This is a genomic window from Maribellus maritimus (assembly GCF_022267315.1).
Lineage (GTDB): Bacteria > Bacteroidota > Bacteroidia > Bacteroidales > Prolixibacteraceae > Draconibacterium > Draconibacterium maritimum.
Genome location: NZ_JAIKLE010000014.1, coordinates 47,180 through 63,432, shown reverse-complemented (window position 1 = coordinate 63,432; position 16,253 = coordinate 47,180). Strand labels below are relative to the sequence as shown.

Sequence of the window (16,253 nt, the reverse complement as noted above, 5' to 3'; positions counted from 1 at the left end):
CTTTATTTGAGATAAGTAGCTAACCATTTGGCTTTTATATCCGCCCTGTTTTTAATAAATTCTTTATCTGTTCCTTGCGCTATTGCGTCTAAAGGAAAGCGTAGTGGACGACTGCCATCTTTCATATTTACAAGTTCCAATATTCCGTCTGCCACGGTTTGAGGATTCATTTTGAATTGTTCCATTTTACCAAATAATCCTGCACCTATGGTATTAAACATTTCTGTTGCAATAGGATCATAAGCTTGTGCAATTTCCAGCTTGTCAGCATTTAGACCAGTTTTTTCACCGCTGTTCATCTTCGTGGGGTATACCCCGGGTTGTATGGTTACGTTTTCGATATTGAATTGTTCTAATTCATCCTGAATCGCTTCAGAAATCGCTTCTACTCCAAATTTAGATGCTAAATAAACTCCCATAAATGGCAAAGAATGTCCGCTTGCACCCGAAGTGATATTTATGATTAAACCGCTTTTAGCTTGTCGCATTGAAGGCAATACGGCTTGATAGGTACGAATAATGCCATAGAAATTTACTTCGAATATCTTTCTAATTTGTTCAATAGAGTAGGCTTCTACAAGTCCATAACCAGATACTCCTGCATTATTGATCAGCACATCTATTTTTTTATATTTTTCTAATGTTTGCTTAAATACATTGGAAACAGAAATATTATCTGTAACATCAATTTCTGCGACTTCCACATTAGGAAGTATGTTTAGTTCTTCTGCTACGGCTTTGTTTTTATTTGTTGTGCCACGCATTCCCGCAATTACTGTATGACCTGCTTTTGATAATGTAATGGCAGTGAGTTTGCCAAAACCTGAGCTTGTTCCTGTAATAAAAATTGTTTTTTCCATTTTCCTTTGTTTTTAATTTTATACTACAAAGTTCAGCATAAAAAATATACTCCACTTTGTTAAAAAGCCCAATATTGTATTGTTGAGAAGCTCAGGTATCAGGCGTTTTTTTAAATCAGGAATGATTGCTGTTTTCGAGAAGGTGTTTCAAATTTTGTCCAAGAAGATTGTCCCACCCCCATTCAAATCGCTCTCTTTTGAAATGAAGATGGTCAGGAAAACTTTCCAAATCTGTTTGAGTCACCCCTTAACCTGGTTTTACCCTCTTCTGAAAACAAATCAAATGTAACCTCTGAGCTCCCCGGATAGCCTTTATAGGCCCAGCTATGCGCCAGCATTCTGCCCTTAACCACTTTGGTCATAACCCATTCTTTTAGGTACCCGGCACCATCGTCCTCAAATTGAAATTTAAACCCGACTTCCGGTTCAAATTTTTGAAGTTGAGGGAAATACCATTTCCTCATTTTATCCTTAACCGTTAAAGCCTGCCAAACGTTCTCAATTGGCACGTTGTAACTAAACTCTTTTATAAGTGGTGCTCATATCTTCTTATTTTTGACTTTCTCAATAAAGCTATATCACAGTCAGAAAACAGTTTTAGTCGAAACAACTTTTGTTTTAGCCGAAATAATGAATTTTGTTCTGTCAGTTGAACGATTGTGTAAATTTCAAGGGCGAAAGGTTAGTTTTGTTTTACCAACGAAAAAAGGCTAATACGTTTTCTATTGATGACCAAAATAGAAAAAGAGATAAGTGCAGTGACAAGCATCATTCCTGCTACTGGGATGCCATCTGAAACATTTAGCAAACCAATACCTCCCGAAGTTAGCCCTGCAATTCCAATTCGAATAGTTCCGACCAGAGCCGATGCACTTCCCAGGTTCTTTTGAATAGGCGAAAGTGCAAGAGCAATGCCATTGGGTGACGTAAATCCCAAACACAACAAAATCAGGAATAAAAATACGATGATAGTGTTTCTCCCATACCAATTATTTAAGATGCCAATAAAAAAGACCATTGCGATTGACATTTGGCACAACAAAGCAAATTGGAATATTTGCTGACTTTTGAATTTTTTTAAAGCCAGAATATTTAATTGACTGCCGCCGATGAAACCAACCGAAAGCATGGCGAAGACAACACCAAAATTTTGTGCTGTCATATGGTATTTTTCCATAAAAATAATCGGTGATCCGGCAACGTATATAAACAGCGATGCAAACGAAAAAGCTCCGGCCAATGCATAGGTAATAAATTGTGGGTTACTCAGTATCGCCCAGTAATCTTTTACTAAAACAGCTATTTTTAGTTTTGAGTTTTTATCGGGAAAATAATTTACCGGAAGGACAAAAAAGACGAGGTTTATAAGAGCCACTGCCATTAACGAAAGGAACACGAAAATCCATGGCCAACCAATGTGTGCCGTGATATAACCGCCAAGAGTTGGAGCAATAAGCGGTGAACTGCCGATAACCAAAACAAGCATCGAAAAAATTCCGGAACTTTCTTCCGGTGGGAAAAAATCGCGCACCATAGCCAATGCCGAAACAGAAGCTACCGAAGCACCAAGTGCCTGAATAAAACGGAAGATGATAAATGAGCCTGCATCCCATGCAAAAATACACGCAACACTTGCAAGGATACTTATTACTAACCCAATGTACAGGGGTGTTTTTCGGCCATACAAATCGAGTAACGGGCCGTACAAAATTTGTCCCGTTGCAAATCCAATAAAAAATGTCGTAAGCGAGAACGTCATTTTTGCCGACGTTGTACCGAAATAATCTGCAATGTGAGTCATTGCAGGTAAATAGGTGTCAATTGAAAAAGGCACGTAAGCGGTGAGTATACCAAGTATTAGTATTATTTTAACTCTTCCTTTTCCTGTTTTATAAAATTCTGGAGATTGTTTTTCATTCATGGGGTTATTAACAAGTGGATTTGGTGAATGTTTTGATTAAGTACAATCGAAATTGAACTGTTCATTCATCATTCCGTGATTGGGATCTTATTCTTTTGTTTCTTATTCTAATATAGTTGCAGGAAAGTGGTTTAAATTAGCTTAGTTAAAAGATTGCCGAAACTCCAGGGGCGAAACATTCGTTTTTGTCTTGAATAATTTACTGAACGACTGCGGATGCTCAAAGCCTAGTTCGTAGGCAATTTCGCTTACAGACAGATTGGTTGCAGATAATTTTTCCTTAGCTTTTTCAATCAGTTTTTCATGAATGTGTTGTTGGGCTGTGAGTCCTGTGAGTTGCTTGAGCATATCGCTGAAGTATTTGCTTGAAATATTTAATTTACTAGCAAAATAACTTACAGTAGGTAAACCTTCCAAATGTCGATTTTCCTCTGAGAAGAAAGCTTCCAAAAGATTTTCAAACCTCGAAAGTAAGTGATTGTTCAACGGTTTTCTGGTTATAAACTGACGGTTGTAAAAACGGTTGCTATAAGTAAGCAATAAATCTAACTGCGCGATAAGTACGTCCTGACTAAATTTATCAATGGGTCGGTCTATTTCCTGTTTTATTTTTTGAAACAAATCTACAATATCCCGTTCTTCATCTTCCGATAAAATAAGTGCTTCGCTTACCGCATAATCGAAAAAATGATACTGTCTGATTTTTCGTGCGAGCTCGTAGTTAAGCAAAAAATCAGGATGAAAGATCAGGCACCAACCTTGTTCAGGGAAATAGAAATCTTCATCAGCCTTAAAAACTTGATTTGGCGCAGTAAAACCCATAACCCCCTCATCATAATCATAACTGGTCTGGCCATACTGCGATTTGAAGTTACATTCGCGTTTGATAGTTACCACATACAAACCAAGTGTAAATCGAATAGGCTCCTGAATATCAATTTTTGGAATCTCAGAGAACGAATAGATAGCTACCAGCGGATGCCTGGGTTTGCCTAAACCACTAATATCATAATACTGTGATATGTTTTTGACATGTAAGATTTCGTTACGATGCATAAGCTACTTAATTTCCAGTTTGAGATTTTTGCGCATTTGGTTACCCCACATTTTTAATCCAAACTTGGTTGGTACAATAAAAAGCAATCTTCGGGCTATTTTGTTCTGAAAGCCACTTATTGTAACCATTGACTTTTTTCGAAGGCCTTTCATCGCAGATTCAACTACCGCATCAGGAGTTTCCAGATTTTTGGTTGAAAAACTGCTTTTCCGTTCATTTCCAATTTTTGCTGCATCGAAGAAGCCTGTTTCTGTTGCTCCAGGACAGAGTAGCATGGTTTGGATATTATATAGCCTGTTTTCTTCCCAAAGTGCTTCAGTAAAATATTTTACAAATCCTTTTGTGGCGGCATAAATGTTCATATATGGAATAGCCCCAAAACCAGCCATAGAACTGACGTTGATAATTGTTCCGTTTTTGGCAGCCCGCATTTGAGGTAAAAAAGTGTAAGTGAGAGCTACCATTGCATCCATATTTAGGTGCATCATGTTTTGGTAATCTTCCAGACTGTATTCCAAAATATCACCACCAGAACCGATACCGGCATTATTAATTAACCAGTTCACTTCCAGATTTCTCTTTTTGACTTCATCCGCTATCAATTTATAGCAGTCCTTCTTAGCCAAATCAACAGTAATATACTGCGCGTCAATCCCATTTTGATTGCTGAGTGACTGACATAATGATTTCAGTTTGATTTCAGACCGTGCAACGAGTAATAAGTTGTGTTTCTCTTTTGCTAATCGTTTTGCAAAAGCTTCACCAATTCCGCTTGATGCCCCTGTAATTAGTGTCGTTTTCATTTTTCAATTTTTTATACAAAGTTCGTTTATGAAAACCTCACTTAAGTATCCAAAAGTCGGGAAATTGTATCCAAATTTTCGAAGTATAGTTTTTTTATATTTAAGTGTAGTTTGCAGGGAGTCAGTCTCTTTTCTAATTAAACGACTGCCTGAATTCCAATGGTTAAAATCTGGTTTTTGTCTTGAATAATTTGTTGTCTCCATTTTTACCTTTTCGTGTTTTTGTTTCAGCAAGGTTCTGTAATGTTTAACGCTCCGGGAGGGGAGTAAAAAAACTCCACAATCTCTTTTTGAATGCGGAGTTGATACTATTTTGTGATTCCAATGGAAAGATTTCGAGCTTTTACTTACATGCTTTTGAGATTATGTTGAAATTATTACTATTGAAAAAATCAAGGTGTAATTTGATGGGAATGATTATTTATCCTATTTCAACTACCAAGTCACTAATGGGCAACCTAACTTTTTTCTGGTTTGCCAAAAAATCTTTTTCGGCATCACGATATCCCAATGCCATGAGCAAAACACTTCTCAGTCCTTGCTCTTTTAAATTTAACAAATCGTCTAATTTTTCAGTATTAAACCCCTCCATTGGTGTTGCATCTACTTTTAAGTTAGCGGCAGCTATTAATCCTGTTCCAAGGGCAATGTAGGCTTGTTTGGATGACCAGATAAAATTCTCTTCATTGGTTCTGCCCAAAAGATGAAACTCAAGAGTGTTTTTGTAATCTTCCAGATTATCTTCGGGAATACCTCTTTCACTGGCCATAAGTTGAATTAAATTTGCTATCCTTTCTTTTGTTACAGAATCAAAGGCAGCAAAAGCAAGAAGATGAGAAGCTTCAGTAATTTGCGGGTTAAAGGATTCTTTAGCCAATTCCTGTCTGATATCCTTGTTGCTAATTACGAAAATTCTGTAGGGTTGAATGCCTGTTGAAGAAGCTGAAAGCGATATAGCACTTATAATCTGGGAAACATTTTTTTCAGAAACTTTTTCCTTGTTAAACTTCTTTACAGCATATCGCCAATTGAGTACATTAATTAAATCCATGTTCTTATTTTTTTGTGTTATTATGTGCAAACTTAAATAGATTTAATTTACTTTTGTCATCAAGTGACAAAAAGTAACAGTTTCATTAAGGTAACAAAGTAACATTCTATGGAAAGCAGTAAGGAAGATATTAAAACCTGTAGGCATAAAATAATGGCTATAGCAGACACGATGTATGTTTTAGGGGGGAAGTGGAAGATGCATATTATAGCGGCTCTCTATTTTGGAGAAAAACGGTATTCTGATTTACTGGAAGATATTGAGGGTATTTCAGGGAAGATGTTGAGCAGGGAACTGAAAGAAATGGAAATGAACCTGCTTGTGAGCAGAACAATAAAAGACACCCGGCCCATTACGGTAAAATATGAATTGACCGAATATAGTCAAAAATTACTTCCAATTATTGATAATCTGGCAGATTGGGGATTAAAGCATCGAAAGGAAATTGCATATAAAGAGGAAAAGTGATTTCAAATAGTTGTGCCGCATGATACAGATATAACATTCTGCCAAATATTTTCGATGTATTAATGTGCTCCGAAAAACGTGTTTTAATTAAATGACTTTCGAAACTCCAGGGGCGAAACATTCGTTTTTGTCTTGAATAGTTTACTGAATGACTGCGGATGCTCAAAGCCCAGTTCGTAGGCAATTTCACTGACGGACAAATTAGTGGTGGATAGCTTTTCCTTGGCTTTTTCAATCAGTTTCTCGTGAATATGTTGCTGTGTGCTTTGCCCGGTCAACGTTTTAAGTAATCCGCTTAAATAATTGGGCGATATGTTTAATGCTTCTGCAATTTGATGGACAGTTGGTAATCCTTTCACAACCAAATCATCGCTATTGAAATATTCGGTGAGAATTTCTTCCAGCTCACTTAACGTTTTATGATTGGTGATTTTGCGCGTAATAAACTGCCGATGATAAAATCGTTCTGAATAATTGAGCAGTGTTTCAATTTGAGCAATGATTATATCCTGACTGAATTTATCGATATTGGAATGATATTCCTGCTGGATATTTTTCATAATTCCGGTGACTATCGATTCTTCTTTATCGGAAAGAAACAACGCTTCGTTTACCGAATAACCAAAGAATTCGTACAGCCTGATGGTTTGGGCTAATGGTGTATTCCACAGAAAATCAGGGTGAACAAGCAATATCCACCCGGTATGTTTTTGGATGGTGTTTTTTTCCACTTCAACACTAAACACCTGGCCGGGAGCCATAAAGAACATTATGCCTTCATCAAAATCATATTCCTGCTGACCGTATCTCATTTTGGCATTTGAAGTTCTTTTTAGCGAAATTGAATAAAAGTCGAGGACCCAGCTTACACGGTTTTCTTCGGAAGAGTGTTTTATATCCCTGTAATCGACCACGCTAACCAAAGGATGTTCCGGTTTTGGTAAATTCCTGAACTGATGAAATTCTGTTATTGTTCTGATTCGTTTTGGATATTCATTTGTCATGTTTCAATCCATTTGTTTTTATAGCATCTTTTTAGCGTTACTTATTACACAATAATGACTATGAATTGTTTAAGATTAACAGGTTAAACCTAATTTATCGTTCAAAATGAACGCTGTATCCTGCCATACTTTTTTTATTGTTTCGTTATTCTGAGCCAATCCCGGAGGATTCATAAAAGTAATTTTACCTCCACGGAGAGCAACATATCTATCTTGAGGAGGTTCGATGAAGCCCAATGCTATGTCAGCCAATGTATTTCCTGCATCTTCAATGCTGTTTGCTAAAGGGAATTTTTCTTTTCTCGTTTTTGGGTCGGTGAATTGTTGAGAAAGCATTTTCATTGCTTCATCTGAATAGCGGACTAATCCTGTCCCCGGCGTTACACCGGGGTCGTAAGCTATTCCTTCCCAATTGTTTTGTTTGGATTCCGGTAATTCTTTGATTTGTATTGCAGTTAAAAGATTACAGAGTTTGGATGAAGCGTAAGCACGTTGTCCGTTTATTTTGTCATCCTCTTCAAGCGTTTCATCCATTTCCGGATAAGCCATCCAGAGCGCATTCGCATGTTTTGGAGGAGACCCGAAGATATTTGTAGCCGGATCGATTGTTCCGCTGGTTGTGATTATTATTTTGGCGTTACCCGATAAATGAGGCATAAGCAAACGAAGCAGGTAAAAATGTGCCAGGTGATTCACGCCGAAATTGATTTCTATTCCATCCTCAGTTAAGGTATTAATACTGGGATAATTTATTCCGGCATTGAATATAAGTGCATCAATTTTATCTTTCCCCAACCTCTTTACAACTTCTTCTGCAAAAGAGTTTACACTGCGCAAACTGGTAAGTTCGAGCGGTAAGTTCACGGCATCTTTAACACCTTTACTTCTGTATCCCATAATTAAATTCACGTTGTTTGCCTGAATCAATTTTTTTGCCGTTACCAGACCAAATCCTGAAGTTCCTCCGGTCATTACAATATTTTCTATATTCATTTTATGCACCTTTCTTTTGTATTATTCCTGGTTAAATACACTTGCAAATTCTTTTGCAAAATCAGTTAATTTTACTTTCCCCAATACAGGTCTGTTTTTATAATAATCTTCGTATAAAACTCGTCCACGCCTGGCAGCATTCATCTCCACAAAGCCGTTGGCGGTTTGCGGGTTCATTCCCGAGGCAATCATACTGTTTAGCATTTGTTCATCAGATATTACAAACCACTTTAAATCAGGTTTCCCAATTGCTTCACCCAAGGTTCCTGCTATCTCATTTGGCGAAACTTCATCGCTGGCGATGTAACGAATTTTTCTGCCTTCAAAAGGAAGTTCAATTTCCTCAGCAATAACGGCAGCAATATCCAAAGGCGAAACCCAAGGCTCTTTTTCATCCCCGCCATAGTTTTGTATAATTGCCCCTTGCATTTTTATACTTTGTATATATTGATACATGTTGTAGTAAAAACCTACTGGCCGCATAAATTTAATAGCGACATTGTCTGGTAGTTCTTTCAAGATATTTTCTACGTTATAATGAAACTTGAGAATGCCAGTGCCTTTATTAGTGTGAGCACCAATACTGCTAAGATGAACCACTTGTTTAACACCTGATTGATCAATTGCCTGTTTGTAATTGAGCCCCATTTGAGTGTTTGCTTCAATGACGTCTAGATTTTTATCAAAAAAACTGCCATAGGCAAGTGCTTCCATCACATAAACTACATCGGCACCGTTGAAAGCTGTTGTCAGAAACCCAACGTCTTCCATGGTGCCAATAGCCGCTTGTGCGCCTAATGTTTCGATGGCTTTTGTTCTTTCGGCTTTACGACTTATAACTGTAACCGAGTGTCCTTTTTGTACCAATTCCTGTGTGAGTGGTTTGCTAATGTGGCCCAATGAACCTGTTACTACTATTTTCATGTTTTAATCTTTTGTTTCAACAAAGTTCTGCAGAAACAAAAAAAACAATGTAGCCAAATCTATGATCGTTTTAGCCAAAACAATGTTTATCTACACAAGACTCGTTTTGCCTTTGGCTAACTCCGAGTTATTTAATGTCCAGACAAACGAGCATCTTCCATCAACTAAATACTCAGTGTTGTCAGCAACCACATCGATAAATAAAATAGTTCTATTATGCGGGCTTTTGAAAAACAGAAAAACCAGCAAATCCGTTAAAAAAATATATTTCAATGGGAACTTCATCTCGACTCAAAAAAAGTACCATAAAAAGACAAAGAAAAAAGCTGAAATCTTAAAAATCAGAGCCTTACTCTTTTATTTCCGGTATGATAATAACTAGGGAATATTATTTTCCTCATAAGTAACAACCAGACCTAGTTTTCGGTCGTAAGCTAAACCTGCAACCACATTTTCATTTATTTGAAAATATGACACATTCTCCGAATTTGAATAAGGAACATACCTTTCCGTGAGAAATGTAGTAGCTTCCAACATTACATCACTTTTTAACAAAACCGTGACACTTTCCAGACTTTCAGAATCAAACCGATACATTACGTAAACCACATTTGTATTACTGTCATCATAAATCAATGCATCCTTTTCTTCGATTAATACTTCACGGATTTCGTTACTTTTTATGTAAGACATACTTTGACCAAGTTCGTAGACAGGTTCGTAATATAAATTACTTATTGGCTCAATTACTATTTTACAGGAATCAACAAACTTATTGTCATTTGTTGAAACCACGACGCTTGTTTCTCCAACCCTCACGCCACTCACATTTCCTTCTCCATCTACGGTTGCAACATTTTCGTTTTCAGAGTTCCACAAAAAAACCGGCAGAACATCAACATCAGATGGAGAATAGGAAACACTCAATTCTTCGCTTTCGTTGTAATGCATTACAATCTCATTTTTATCCAGCTGAATTGAACTTAATTCTTTTTCGCAGGAATACAATCCTACAATAAATACGAGAAGAATAACTGAACCCCTTTTCATTAAAAAAAAATTTAATCGTTTATGAAATACTTTCTTAACCCCCTGAATCGCGCTAGTTACCACATGATTATCCCGCATTTAAATATCTGACATAGAACCATGTGATATAGCTTTTGACAAAAACAACAACAAGCGGTGTCCGTATAAGTTCTTTATTTGAATTTATTTTTTTTATTATTTGTACACACGTAACTGTTAGTAATCAATAAATTAATGGAAACAAGAATCAGACAACCCTGAGAAATAATACGGCCTTTAAACAATTTAAGTTATATTCAACTCTGCTTTTTTAACCTAAATCGACTTAGCGATTTGTCGCTATTTTAATAAATTTGAGTAATGCTAGTATACAAAACCAATACAATCAAATAAAAGCAACAAAACCTGGCGATGCCGACTTAAAACTTGCTATTTCTGCAACACAAATAAACGCAATAGCGCTAAACCAGGGCAAACCAATACACATGAAAGAAAATCAAGAAGTACTAAAAAAAACTTTCCCCGGAATTTTGGAATGAATTGAAAAAAAACGGAATACCTGATCCGGAATACATACACCTTTAAATTTTTTCATATGATTATTGATACACATCACCACTTTTGGAACTACAACCCTGTTGATTTTTACTGGATAGATGAGGAAATGGCAGCCATTAAACAAAACTTCTTACCCGGCGATTTCGAAAAAACGATTTCAAAGACAGATGTATCGGGAGTCGTTTCGGTTCAGGCAAGACAATGTTTGGAAGAAACCGACTGGCTGCTGCAAATGGCTTCTGAAAACAATTTTATAAAAGGTATAGTTGGCTGGGTTCCCCTTGCATCAGAAAATATTCACCCCGTTCTTGAAAAGTATTCTTCCAACACTCTGCTAAAAGGAGTACGTCATGTTGTTCAGGGAGAACCGAATCCTGAATTTATCTTAGGAGAAAAATTTAATACCGGAGTCAGTTTGCTCAAAAACTTTGACTTAATATATGACATTTTGATTTTTGAACACCAAATTCCCAATACAATTCGTTTTGCAGATCGACACCCCGATCAGATTTTTGTGCTTGACCACATTGCTAAACCCAAAATAAAAAATAACGAAATTGAACACTGGAAAAAATACATAAAAGAATTGAGCAAACGCGAAAATGTTTTTTGCAAAATAAGTGGAATGGTAACAGAGGCCAATTTTACAGAGTGGACAGTTGGACAACTCCAGCCCTATTTTGACGTTGTTTTGAATACTTTTGGTCCGGAGCGATTAATGTTTGGTTCCGACTGGCCGGTTTGTCTTGTAGCAACCGACTACAAAACATGGGTTGAGATTGTAAAATCCCAGCTTGCACCGTTAAGTAAATACGAGCAAAATTTAATTCTTTATGAAAATGCCACTCGTGTTTATAACTTGTAAAAAAACTCAATCATTTTTTCCAATACAAAAGAGATGTTCATATCCCCGGATATAAATCTTTCCATTGCTTATTGCCGGAGATGCATTCATTTTCTCCCCAATTTCATTTTTGGCTAAAACAGTAAACTCCGGGCCTGGTTTGATAACGGTAACCACGCCTTCGTCGTTGGGCATATAAACCAATCCATTGGCCAAAACAGCGGAAGAATATTGTTTTCCCATATCTTCAATCCAAACAATGTCACCATTCGTCACATTCAAACAATGTACCCGGCCATTCGTCATTGTTGTATACAAATAATCATCGGTACAAACCGGAGATGGAACATAATAAGCTCCTTTTGTTGTTCGCCAAACCACATGAGTTTCCGACACATCTCCTTTCCCGTCGGGTTTAATCGCCAGTAAATGCCGCTGAGGCCAGGCGCTGCTTACCAAAAGCAAATCATGCTTTTTATTGTAAACAGGACTCGAACAGAAATCCTCGGATGGGCCATCCACAAACCAAATCTTAATCCCGGTATTTGGATCATAAGAAGCTATTTCCTGGTTGCCACAAAAAATCATTTGAGTTACCCCGTCTATTTCTCTAATGATTGGAGTACTAAAACTGTGCGCCGGTTTTTCGTGCGGTACTTTCCATATTATTTTGCCGCTTGTTTTATTCATGGCGGCCATAAACGAGTCGCCTAAACTATTTCCGTTGATAATTACTTTATCTTCAAACAAAACAGGCGAACAGCTATACCCGTGCGGACTTGAAAAAGTGCCCGGGGTTTGTCTCCAGATTTCTGTTCCTGAAAAATCATAAGCTGCTACGATAACATTTTCGCCGTCAAAAAACGATACATAAACCATCTTTCCATCGGTTGCCGGTGTTCCCGATGCATAGCTATTGTCACTGTGTTTATCCTCCAGTTTTGCCTTTAGCAACGATGTTTGCCAAATCAAATCTCCGCTGTTGCTGTTATAACAAAGCAAAATTCTTTCCTGTGTTTCTGTATCGGCGGTAAATAAAAAAAGCTTGTCTTCCCAAACGATAGGAGACGAATGTCCAAAACCGGGTACTTTCGTTTTCCAAATTATGTTTGTGTTAGCATCCCACTGAACAGGTAAATTCGTTTCCAAACTTGTTCCGTCACCATTTCCCCCACGCCAATTGGGCCAGTTTTGTGCAGTTGCAAAACAGCTCGTCCAGAGGTAAAGAATACTACCAAAAAGAAATCCTTTTTTCATAGTTTATTGGTTTTACTGATTATAGTTGGCTAAAAATGAGAAAAAAAAGTGAATTATAAATCTATTTGTCGAAACAACTATTTAATAATATACTTACTTCTAATTGTCATTTTCTGAATTTAAACATTTTTCAGTCAAACAATTCCTAAACAACGTGAAACCCCTGCAAATTATTCCTCATTCTCATTCAAGCGTTATAAATTTGAACTGAAATAAACCCATTTTTCCGAAAAACCTGTCAATAAAGACATTGTTGAATGACTTTTTATCTTCTCAATAAAAGCAAACTCTCGTTATTCATAATCAGTTTAAGTTTTTGTTCCTTAATTTAGCTAAAAATTAAAATCAAAAGTAAACCAGCAAAACTTAATCTTATGAATAAAATTATAATTCTGATAGTCATAGCCATAACAATAACCAAGAGTGGATATCCCCAGGGATTTGGTTACAAGGAACAAATAAACAACGATTGGTTTTTTAATCTGGGTGATGTACAATATGGCGGAAGAGAATTCCTGGATTGCCGCCAATGGACTGCAGTCAATCTTCCTCATGACTGGAGCGTAAAACAAAATGCCAGTCCGGAATTGGCAAGTTGCACCGGTTTTCTGCCCGGCGGAATCGGTTGGTACAGAAAAGAGGTTGACATTCCTTTAGAAAAAAGAGGGAACAAAGTTTATATTTATTTTGAAGGAGTTTATAATAACAGTGAAGTATTTGTAAACGGAAAGTGGCTGGGTAAGCGCCCCAATGGTTACGTTTCGTTTATGTATGAACTCACACCTTATATAAAATGGGGAGAGAAGAATTCAATTGCGGTAAAAGTAAATCACAGCGAGGATGCTGATTCACGATGGTACACAGGTTCAGGAATATATCGGGATGTGTATTTGATTCATGCCAATCCAATTCACATCAACCTTTGGGGAGTGACCTATCAAACGACAATAGAAAACAACAGAACAATCATAAATATCAATACAACGATTGACAATAGCATTGAAACTGCCTCTATAAAAATCATTCACGAGTTGGTCGATGCAAAAGGAAACCAAGTAGCGTCATCCTCAAAAAACGGGAAGGCAACCGGCAATTCACAAACTGATTTTTCCCAATCCATAAAACTGGACTCTCCTAAGCTTTGGAATATCGATTCACCTTACTTATACACATTGAATACAAAAGTTTACAAAGGATATGAGCTGATTGATGAAAGCAGTTGTAAAGTGGGGATCCGCAAAATAGAATTCGATCCGAATACCGGTTTTTCACTCAACGGGAAAAATACAAAATTGAAAGGAGTATGTATTCATCATGATGCCGGCGTATTAGGTTCGGCCGTTCCCAAATCAGTGTGGCGGCATCGTTTGGAGCAGTTAAAAAGCCTCGGATGCAATGCTATTCGTACCAGTCACAATCCTCAGGCCACCGATCTATATGATTTGTGCGATGAACTGGGATTTATAGTCATGGATGAAGCATTTGATGAATGGGAATACCCTAAAAACAAATGGATTGACGGCTGGAACAAAGGTACTCCCGGGCACCAGGGATCGTTTGAATATTTTAGGGAATGGAACAAAAAAGATTTAAAGGATCAGATTTTGCGCGATAGAAACCATCCGTCAATTATCATGTGGAGTATAGGAAACGAAGTGGATTATCCCAATGATCCTTACACCCACCCTATACTCGACGATGAAGGAATTGGTCAGCAGCATGTTCGTGGTATGTTAAAAAATCACCCAAGGGCAGAGCGTCTTGGTGAAATAGCAAAAGAACTGGTAGCCACAGTAAAAGAAGCTGACACATCAAGACCGGTAACGGCGGCACTTGCAGGAGCTGTGATGTCCAACTATACCGAATACCCTTTTGTTCTTGATGTTGTGGGTTATAATTACACGGAAAATCGCTACGATACAGATCATCAAAAATATCCTGAAAGGATACTTTACGGAAGTGAAAACGGGCACAGCATTCAGGCATGGTATGCAGTAAAAGAGAAGCCATTTATCTTCGGACAGTTTTTATGGACAGGCATCGATTACCTGGGTGAAGCCGGCCCCTGGCCATCGCGGGGCTCTTCTGCCGGCTTATTAAACCTCGCCGGAGACATAAAACCTAGAGGTTATTTCCGCAAATCATTATGGAGTGAAAAACCTATGGTATATGTTGGCTCCTACCAGCAATTTGACAACAGGAGAGCACGACGTGGAAACTGGTTATCTGCTGATGCGCCGCATGTATGGAACTACGATAAAGATGCGCCGGTAAAAGTTGTCTGCTATACTAACTGTGAAGAGGCTGAATTGCTGTTAAACGGAAAAATAATTGGCAAACGTCAACCCTATGACAAAGAAACCGGAATCATTGCATGGGATGTAAATTATACACCGGGTGAATTGAAAGTAGTTGCCTTCAATGACGGAAAGGAAGTAGTAAGCGACAATATTTTTACAAATACCATGCCTGCCCATTTGAAAGCCGAAGTGCTGGAAACAAAAGACAATGAGTTGGTACGACAGGTAATTGTAACGGTTTTGGATGAAAATGGGAATCATGTAGTTTTGGCCGACAATGAAGTAACGTGCCGTATAACCGGAGGAAGTTTAATGGGAATGGAAAGTGCTTCCCGCAATGCTTCGGAAAATTATCATGACAACAAACAGCGCTGTGTCAATGGCCGAATGGTGATTTATCTAAAAAAAGACTCGACTCAGACTCCGATGTCGGTAAAACTTTCATCACCATTAATTGAATCAATTAGTTTAGAAATAAACTAAGTATCTGTAAACCAATACGAATTAAAAAAGGAGAGTCATACTGGCTCTCCTTTTTGTGCCCAGAACAAGACTCGAACTTGCACGGGAAAATTCTCCCACAAGGCCCTCAACCTTGCGTGTCTACCAATTCCACCACCTGGGCGTATCTTGTTTCATTTTAAACTCTTAATGCTGTTTGCCAACACTTTGGCACATTAATTTTTTGTTTTCAAAAAACGTGAGTGCAAAACTATAAAATTTCTTTAAACTGGAAATAGTTTTAGAATAATTTGTTAGGGTTATCTTTCGTATTCTTCTTCATATCGGATTTCCACAATTATTCCGTCTCTTACCGTAAAATAGTAGCGCTCGGTTTTATTTACTTTCGGTGTGACAATTTCATCGAGAGTAAGTTTTCCCTGACTGATTTCTGTACTCTCCAGCTCTTTTAACTTTTCAAAAACATAAACAGTTGCATTTTCCTGTTCCAACACTGTTTTGGGCTCGCCAAAGGTCTCTTTAAGTAAAGCTACAGGCTTACCTTTGTACTCCCTCTGCAATTGTTTTTTTGTACCACATGAAAAAAAGGCAAAAAACAGCAAACCAAATAGTATAACACGAAACTTCATCCAAATAAATTTTGCCGAAAAATAATCAGAATATTTAATAAAGCTCACGATTTAAAAGTATTTAACGATTTGCTTGTTGAAAACTAATCGTTT

15 protein-coding genes and 1 tRNA gene are annotated in these 16,253 nt (G+C 37.5%); 3 read left to right on the top strand and 13 right to left on the bottom strand.

The window, feature by feature from the left end:
* Positions 1-2: 2 nt before the first annotated feature.
* The 6 genes from K5G00_RS13850 to K5G00_RS13825 form a co-directional block, all read right to left on the bottom strand.
* Positions 3-860 (bottom strand): SDR family oxidoreductase, encoded by an 858-nt coding sequence (locus tag K5G00_RS13850; RefSeq protein WP_238766759.1) that lies wholly within the window; start codon positions 858-860, stop codon positions 3-5.
* Positions 861-1,072: 212 nt separating this feature from the next.
* Complete coding sequence (locus K5G00_RS13845) at positions 1,073-1,369, bottom strand: SRPBCC family protein (RefSeq protein ID WP_317235553.1); 297 nt, start codon at positions 1,367-1,369, stop codon at positions 1,073-1,075.
* Positions 1,370-1,542: 173 nt separating this feature from the next.
* The gene (locus tag K5G00_RS13840) at positions 1,543-2,781 is read right to left on the bottom strand and encodes a multidrug effflux MFS transporter (protein WP_238766756.1); all 1,239 of its coding nucleotides are present in this window, start codon (positions 2,779-2,781) and stop codon (positions 1,543-1,545) included.
* 141 nt (positions 2,782-2,922) lie between these two features.
* Entirely contained in the window at positions 2,923-3,837 is a 915-nt protein-coding gene (locus tag K5G00_RS13835) for a helix-turn-helix domain-containing protein (protein ID WP_238766754.1), read from the bottom strand.
* Between the two features lie 3 nt (positions 3,838-3,840).
* Positions 3,841-4,641: an SDR family NAD(P)-dependent oxidoreductase gene (locus tag K5G00_RS13830; protein WP_238766753.1), complete on the bottom strand. Its 801-nt coding sequence runs from the start codon at positions 4,639-4,641 to the stop codon at positions 3,841-3,843.
* Positions 4,642-5,062: 421 nt separating this feature from the next.
* Entirely contained in the window at positions 5,063-5,692 is a 630-nt protein-coding gene (locus K5G00_RS13825) for a nitroreductase family protein (RefSeq protein WP_238766751.1), read from the bottom strand.
* A 108-nt stretch (positions 5,693-5,800) separates the two neighbouring features.
* Here K5G00_RS13825 and K5G00_RS13820 point away from each other — a divergent pair, with 108 nt between their 5' ends.
* Positions 5,801-6,160, top strand: a complete 360-nt coding sequence (locus K5G00_RS13820; protein ID WP_238766750.1) for a winged helix-turn-helix transcriptional regulator — start codon at positions 5,801-5,803, stop codon at positions 6,158-6,160.
* An 83-nt stretch (positions 6,161-6,243) separates the two neighbouring features.
* Here the strand turns inward: K5G00_RS13820 and K5G00_RS13815 are convergent, their stop codons facing one another.
* The 4 genes from K5G00_RS13815 to K5G00_RS13800 form a co-directional block, all read right to left on the bottom strand.
* Positions 6,244-7,164, bottom strand: coding sequence for a helix-turn-helix domain-containing protein (locus K5G00_RS13815; protein ID WP_238766748.1), 921 nt, complete (start codon positions 7,162-7,164; stop codon positions 6,244-6,246).
* Between the two features lie 75 nt (positions 7,165-7,239).
* Positions 7,240-8,157 (bottom strand): SDR family NAD(P)-dependent oxidoreductase, encoded by a 918-nt coding sequence (locus K5G00_RS13810; protein WP_238766747.1) that lies wholly within the window; start codon positions 8,155-8,157, stop codon positions 7,240-7,242.
* Between the two features lie 21 nt (positions 8,158-8,178).
* Complete coding sequence (locus tag K5G00_RS13805; protein WP_238766745.1) at positions 8,179-9,081, bottom strand: NmrA family NAD(P)-binding protein; 903 nt, start codon at positions 9,079-9,081, stop codon at positions 8,179-8,181.
* Between the two features lie 378 nt (positions 9,082-9,459).
* Positions 9,460-10,131, bottom strand: a complete 672-nt coding sequence (locus K5G00_RS13800) for an Ig-like domain-containing protein (RefSeq protein WP_238766744.1) — start codon at positions 10,129-10,131, stop codon at positions 9,460-9,462.
* A 574-nt stretch (positions 10,132-10,705) separates the two neighbouring features.
* On the opposite strand from K5G00_RS13800, the gene K5G00_RS13795 reads away from it, so the two are divergent.
* The gene (locus K5G00_RS13795) at positions 10,706-11,533 is read left to right on the top strand and encodes an amidohydrolase family protein (RefSeq protein ID WP_238766742.1); all 828 of its coding nucleotides are present in this window, start codon (positions 10,706-10,708) and stop codon (positions 11,531-11,533) included.
* 6 nt (positions 11,534-11,539) lie between these two features.
* On the opposite strand, the gene K5G00_RS13790 is transcribed toward K5G00_RS13795, so the two are convergent.
* Positions 11,540-12,769 carry a PQQ-binding-like beta-propeller repeat protein gene (locus K5G00_RS13790; protein WP_238766741.1) on the bottom strand — a complete coding sequence of 410 codons (1,230 nt, stop codon included), beginning with the start codon at positions 12,767-12,769 and terminating at the stop codon, positions 11,540-11,542.
* Positions 12,770-13,143: 374 nt separating this feature from the next.
* Between K5G00_RS13790 and K5G00_RS13785 the strand changes: the two genes are divergently transcribed.
* Positions 13,144-15,552, top strand: a complete 2,409-nt coding sequence (locus K5G00_RS13785; protein WP_238766740.1) for a sugar-binding domain-containing protein — start codon at positions 13,144-13,146, stop codon at positions 15,550-15,552.
* A 56-nt stretch (positions 15,553-15,608) separates the two neighbouring features.
* Here the strand turns inward: K5G00_RS13785 and K5G00_RS13780 are convergent.
* Positions 15,609-15,694: transfer RNA gene (locus K5G00_RS13780), tRNA-Leu, on the bottom strand.
* A gap of 136 nt (positions 15,695-15,830) precedes the next feature.
* Positions 15,831-16,160, bottom strand: coding sequence for a hypothetical protein (locus K5G00_RS13775; protein WP_238766739.1), 330 nt, complete (start codon positions 16,158-16,160; stop codon positions 15,831-15,833).
* Positions 16,161-16,253 lie beyond the last annotated feature (93 nt).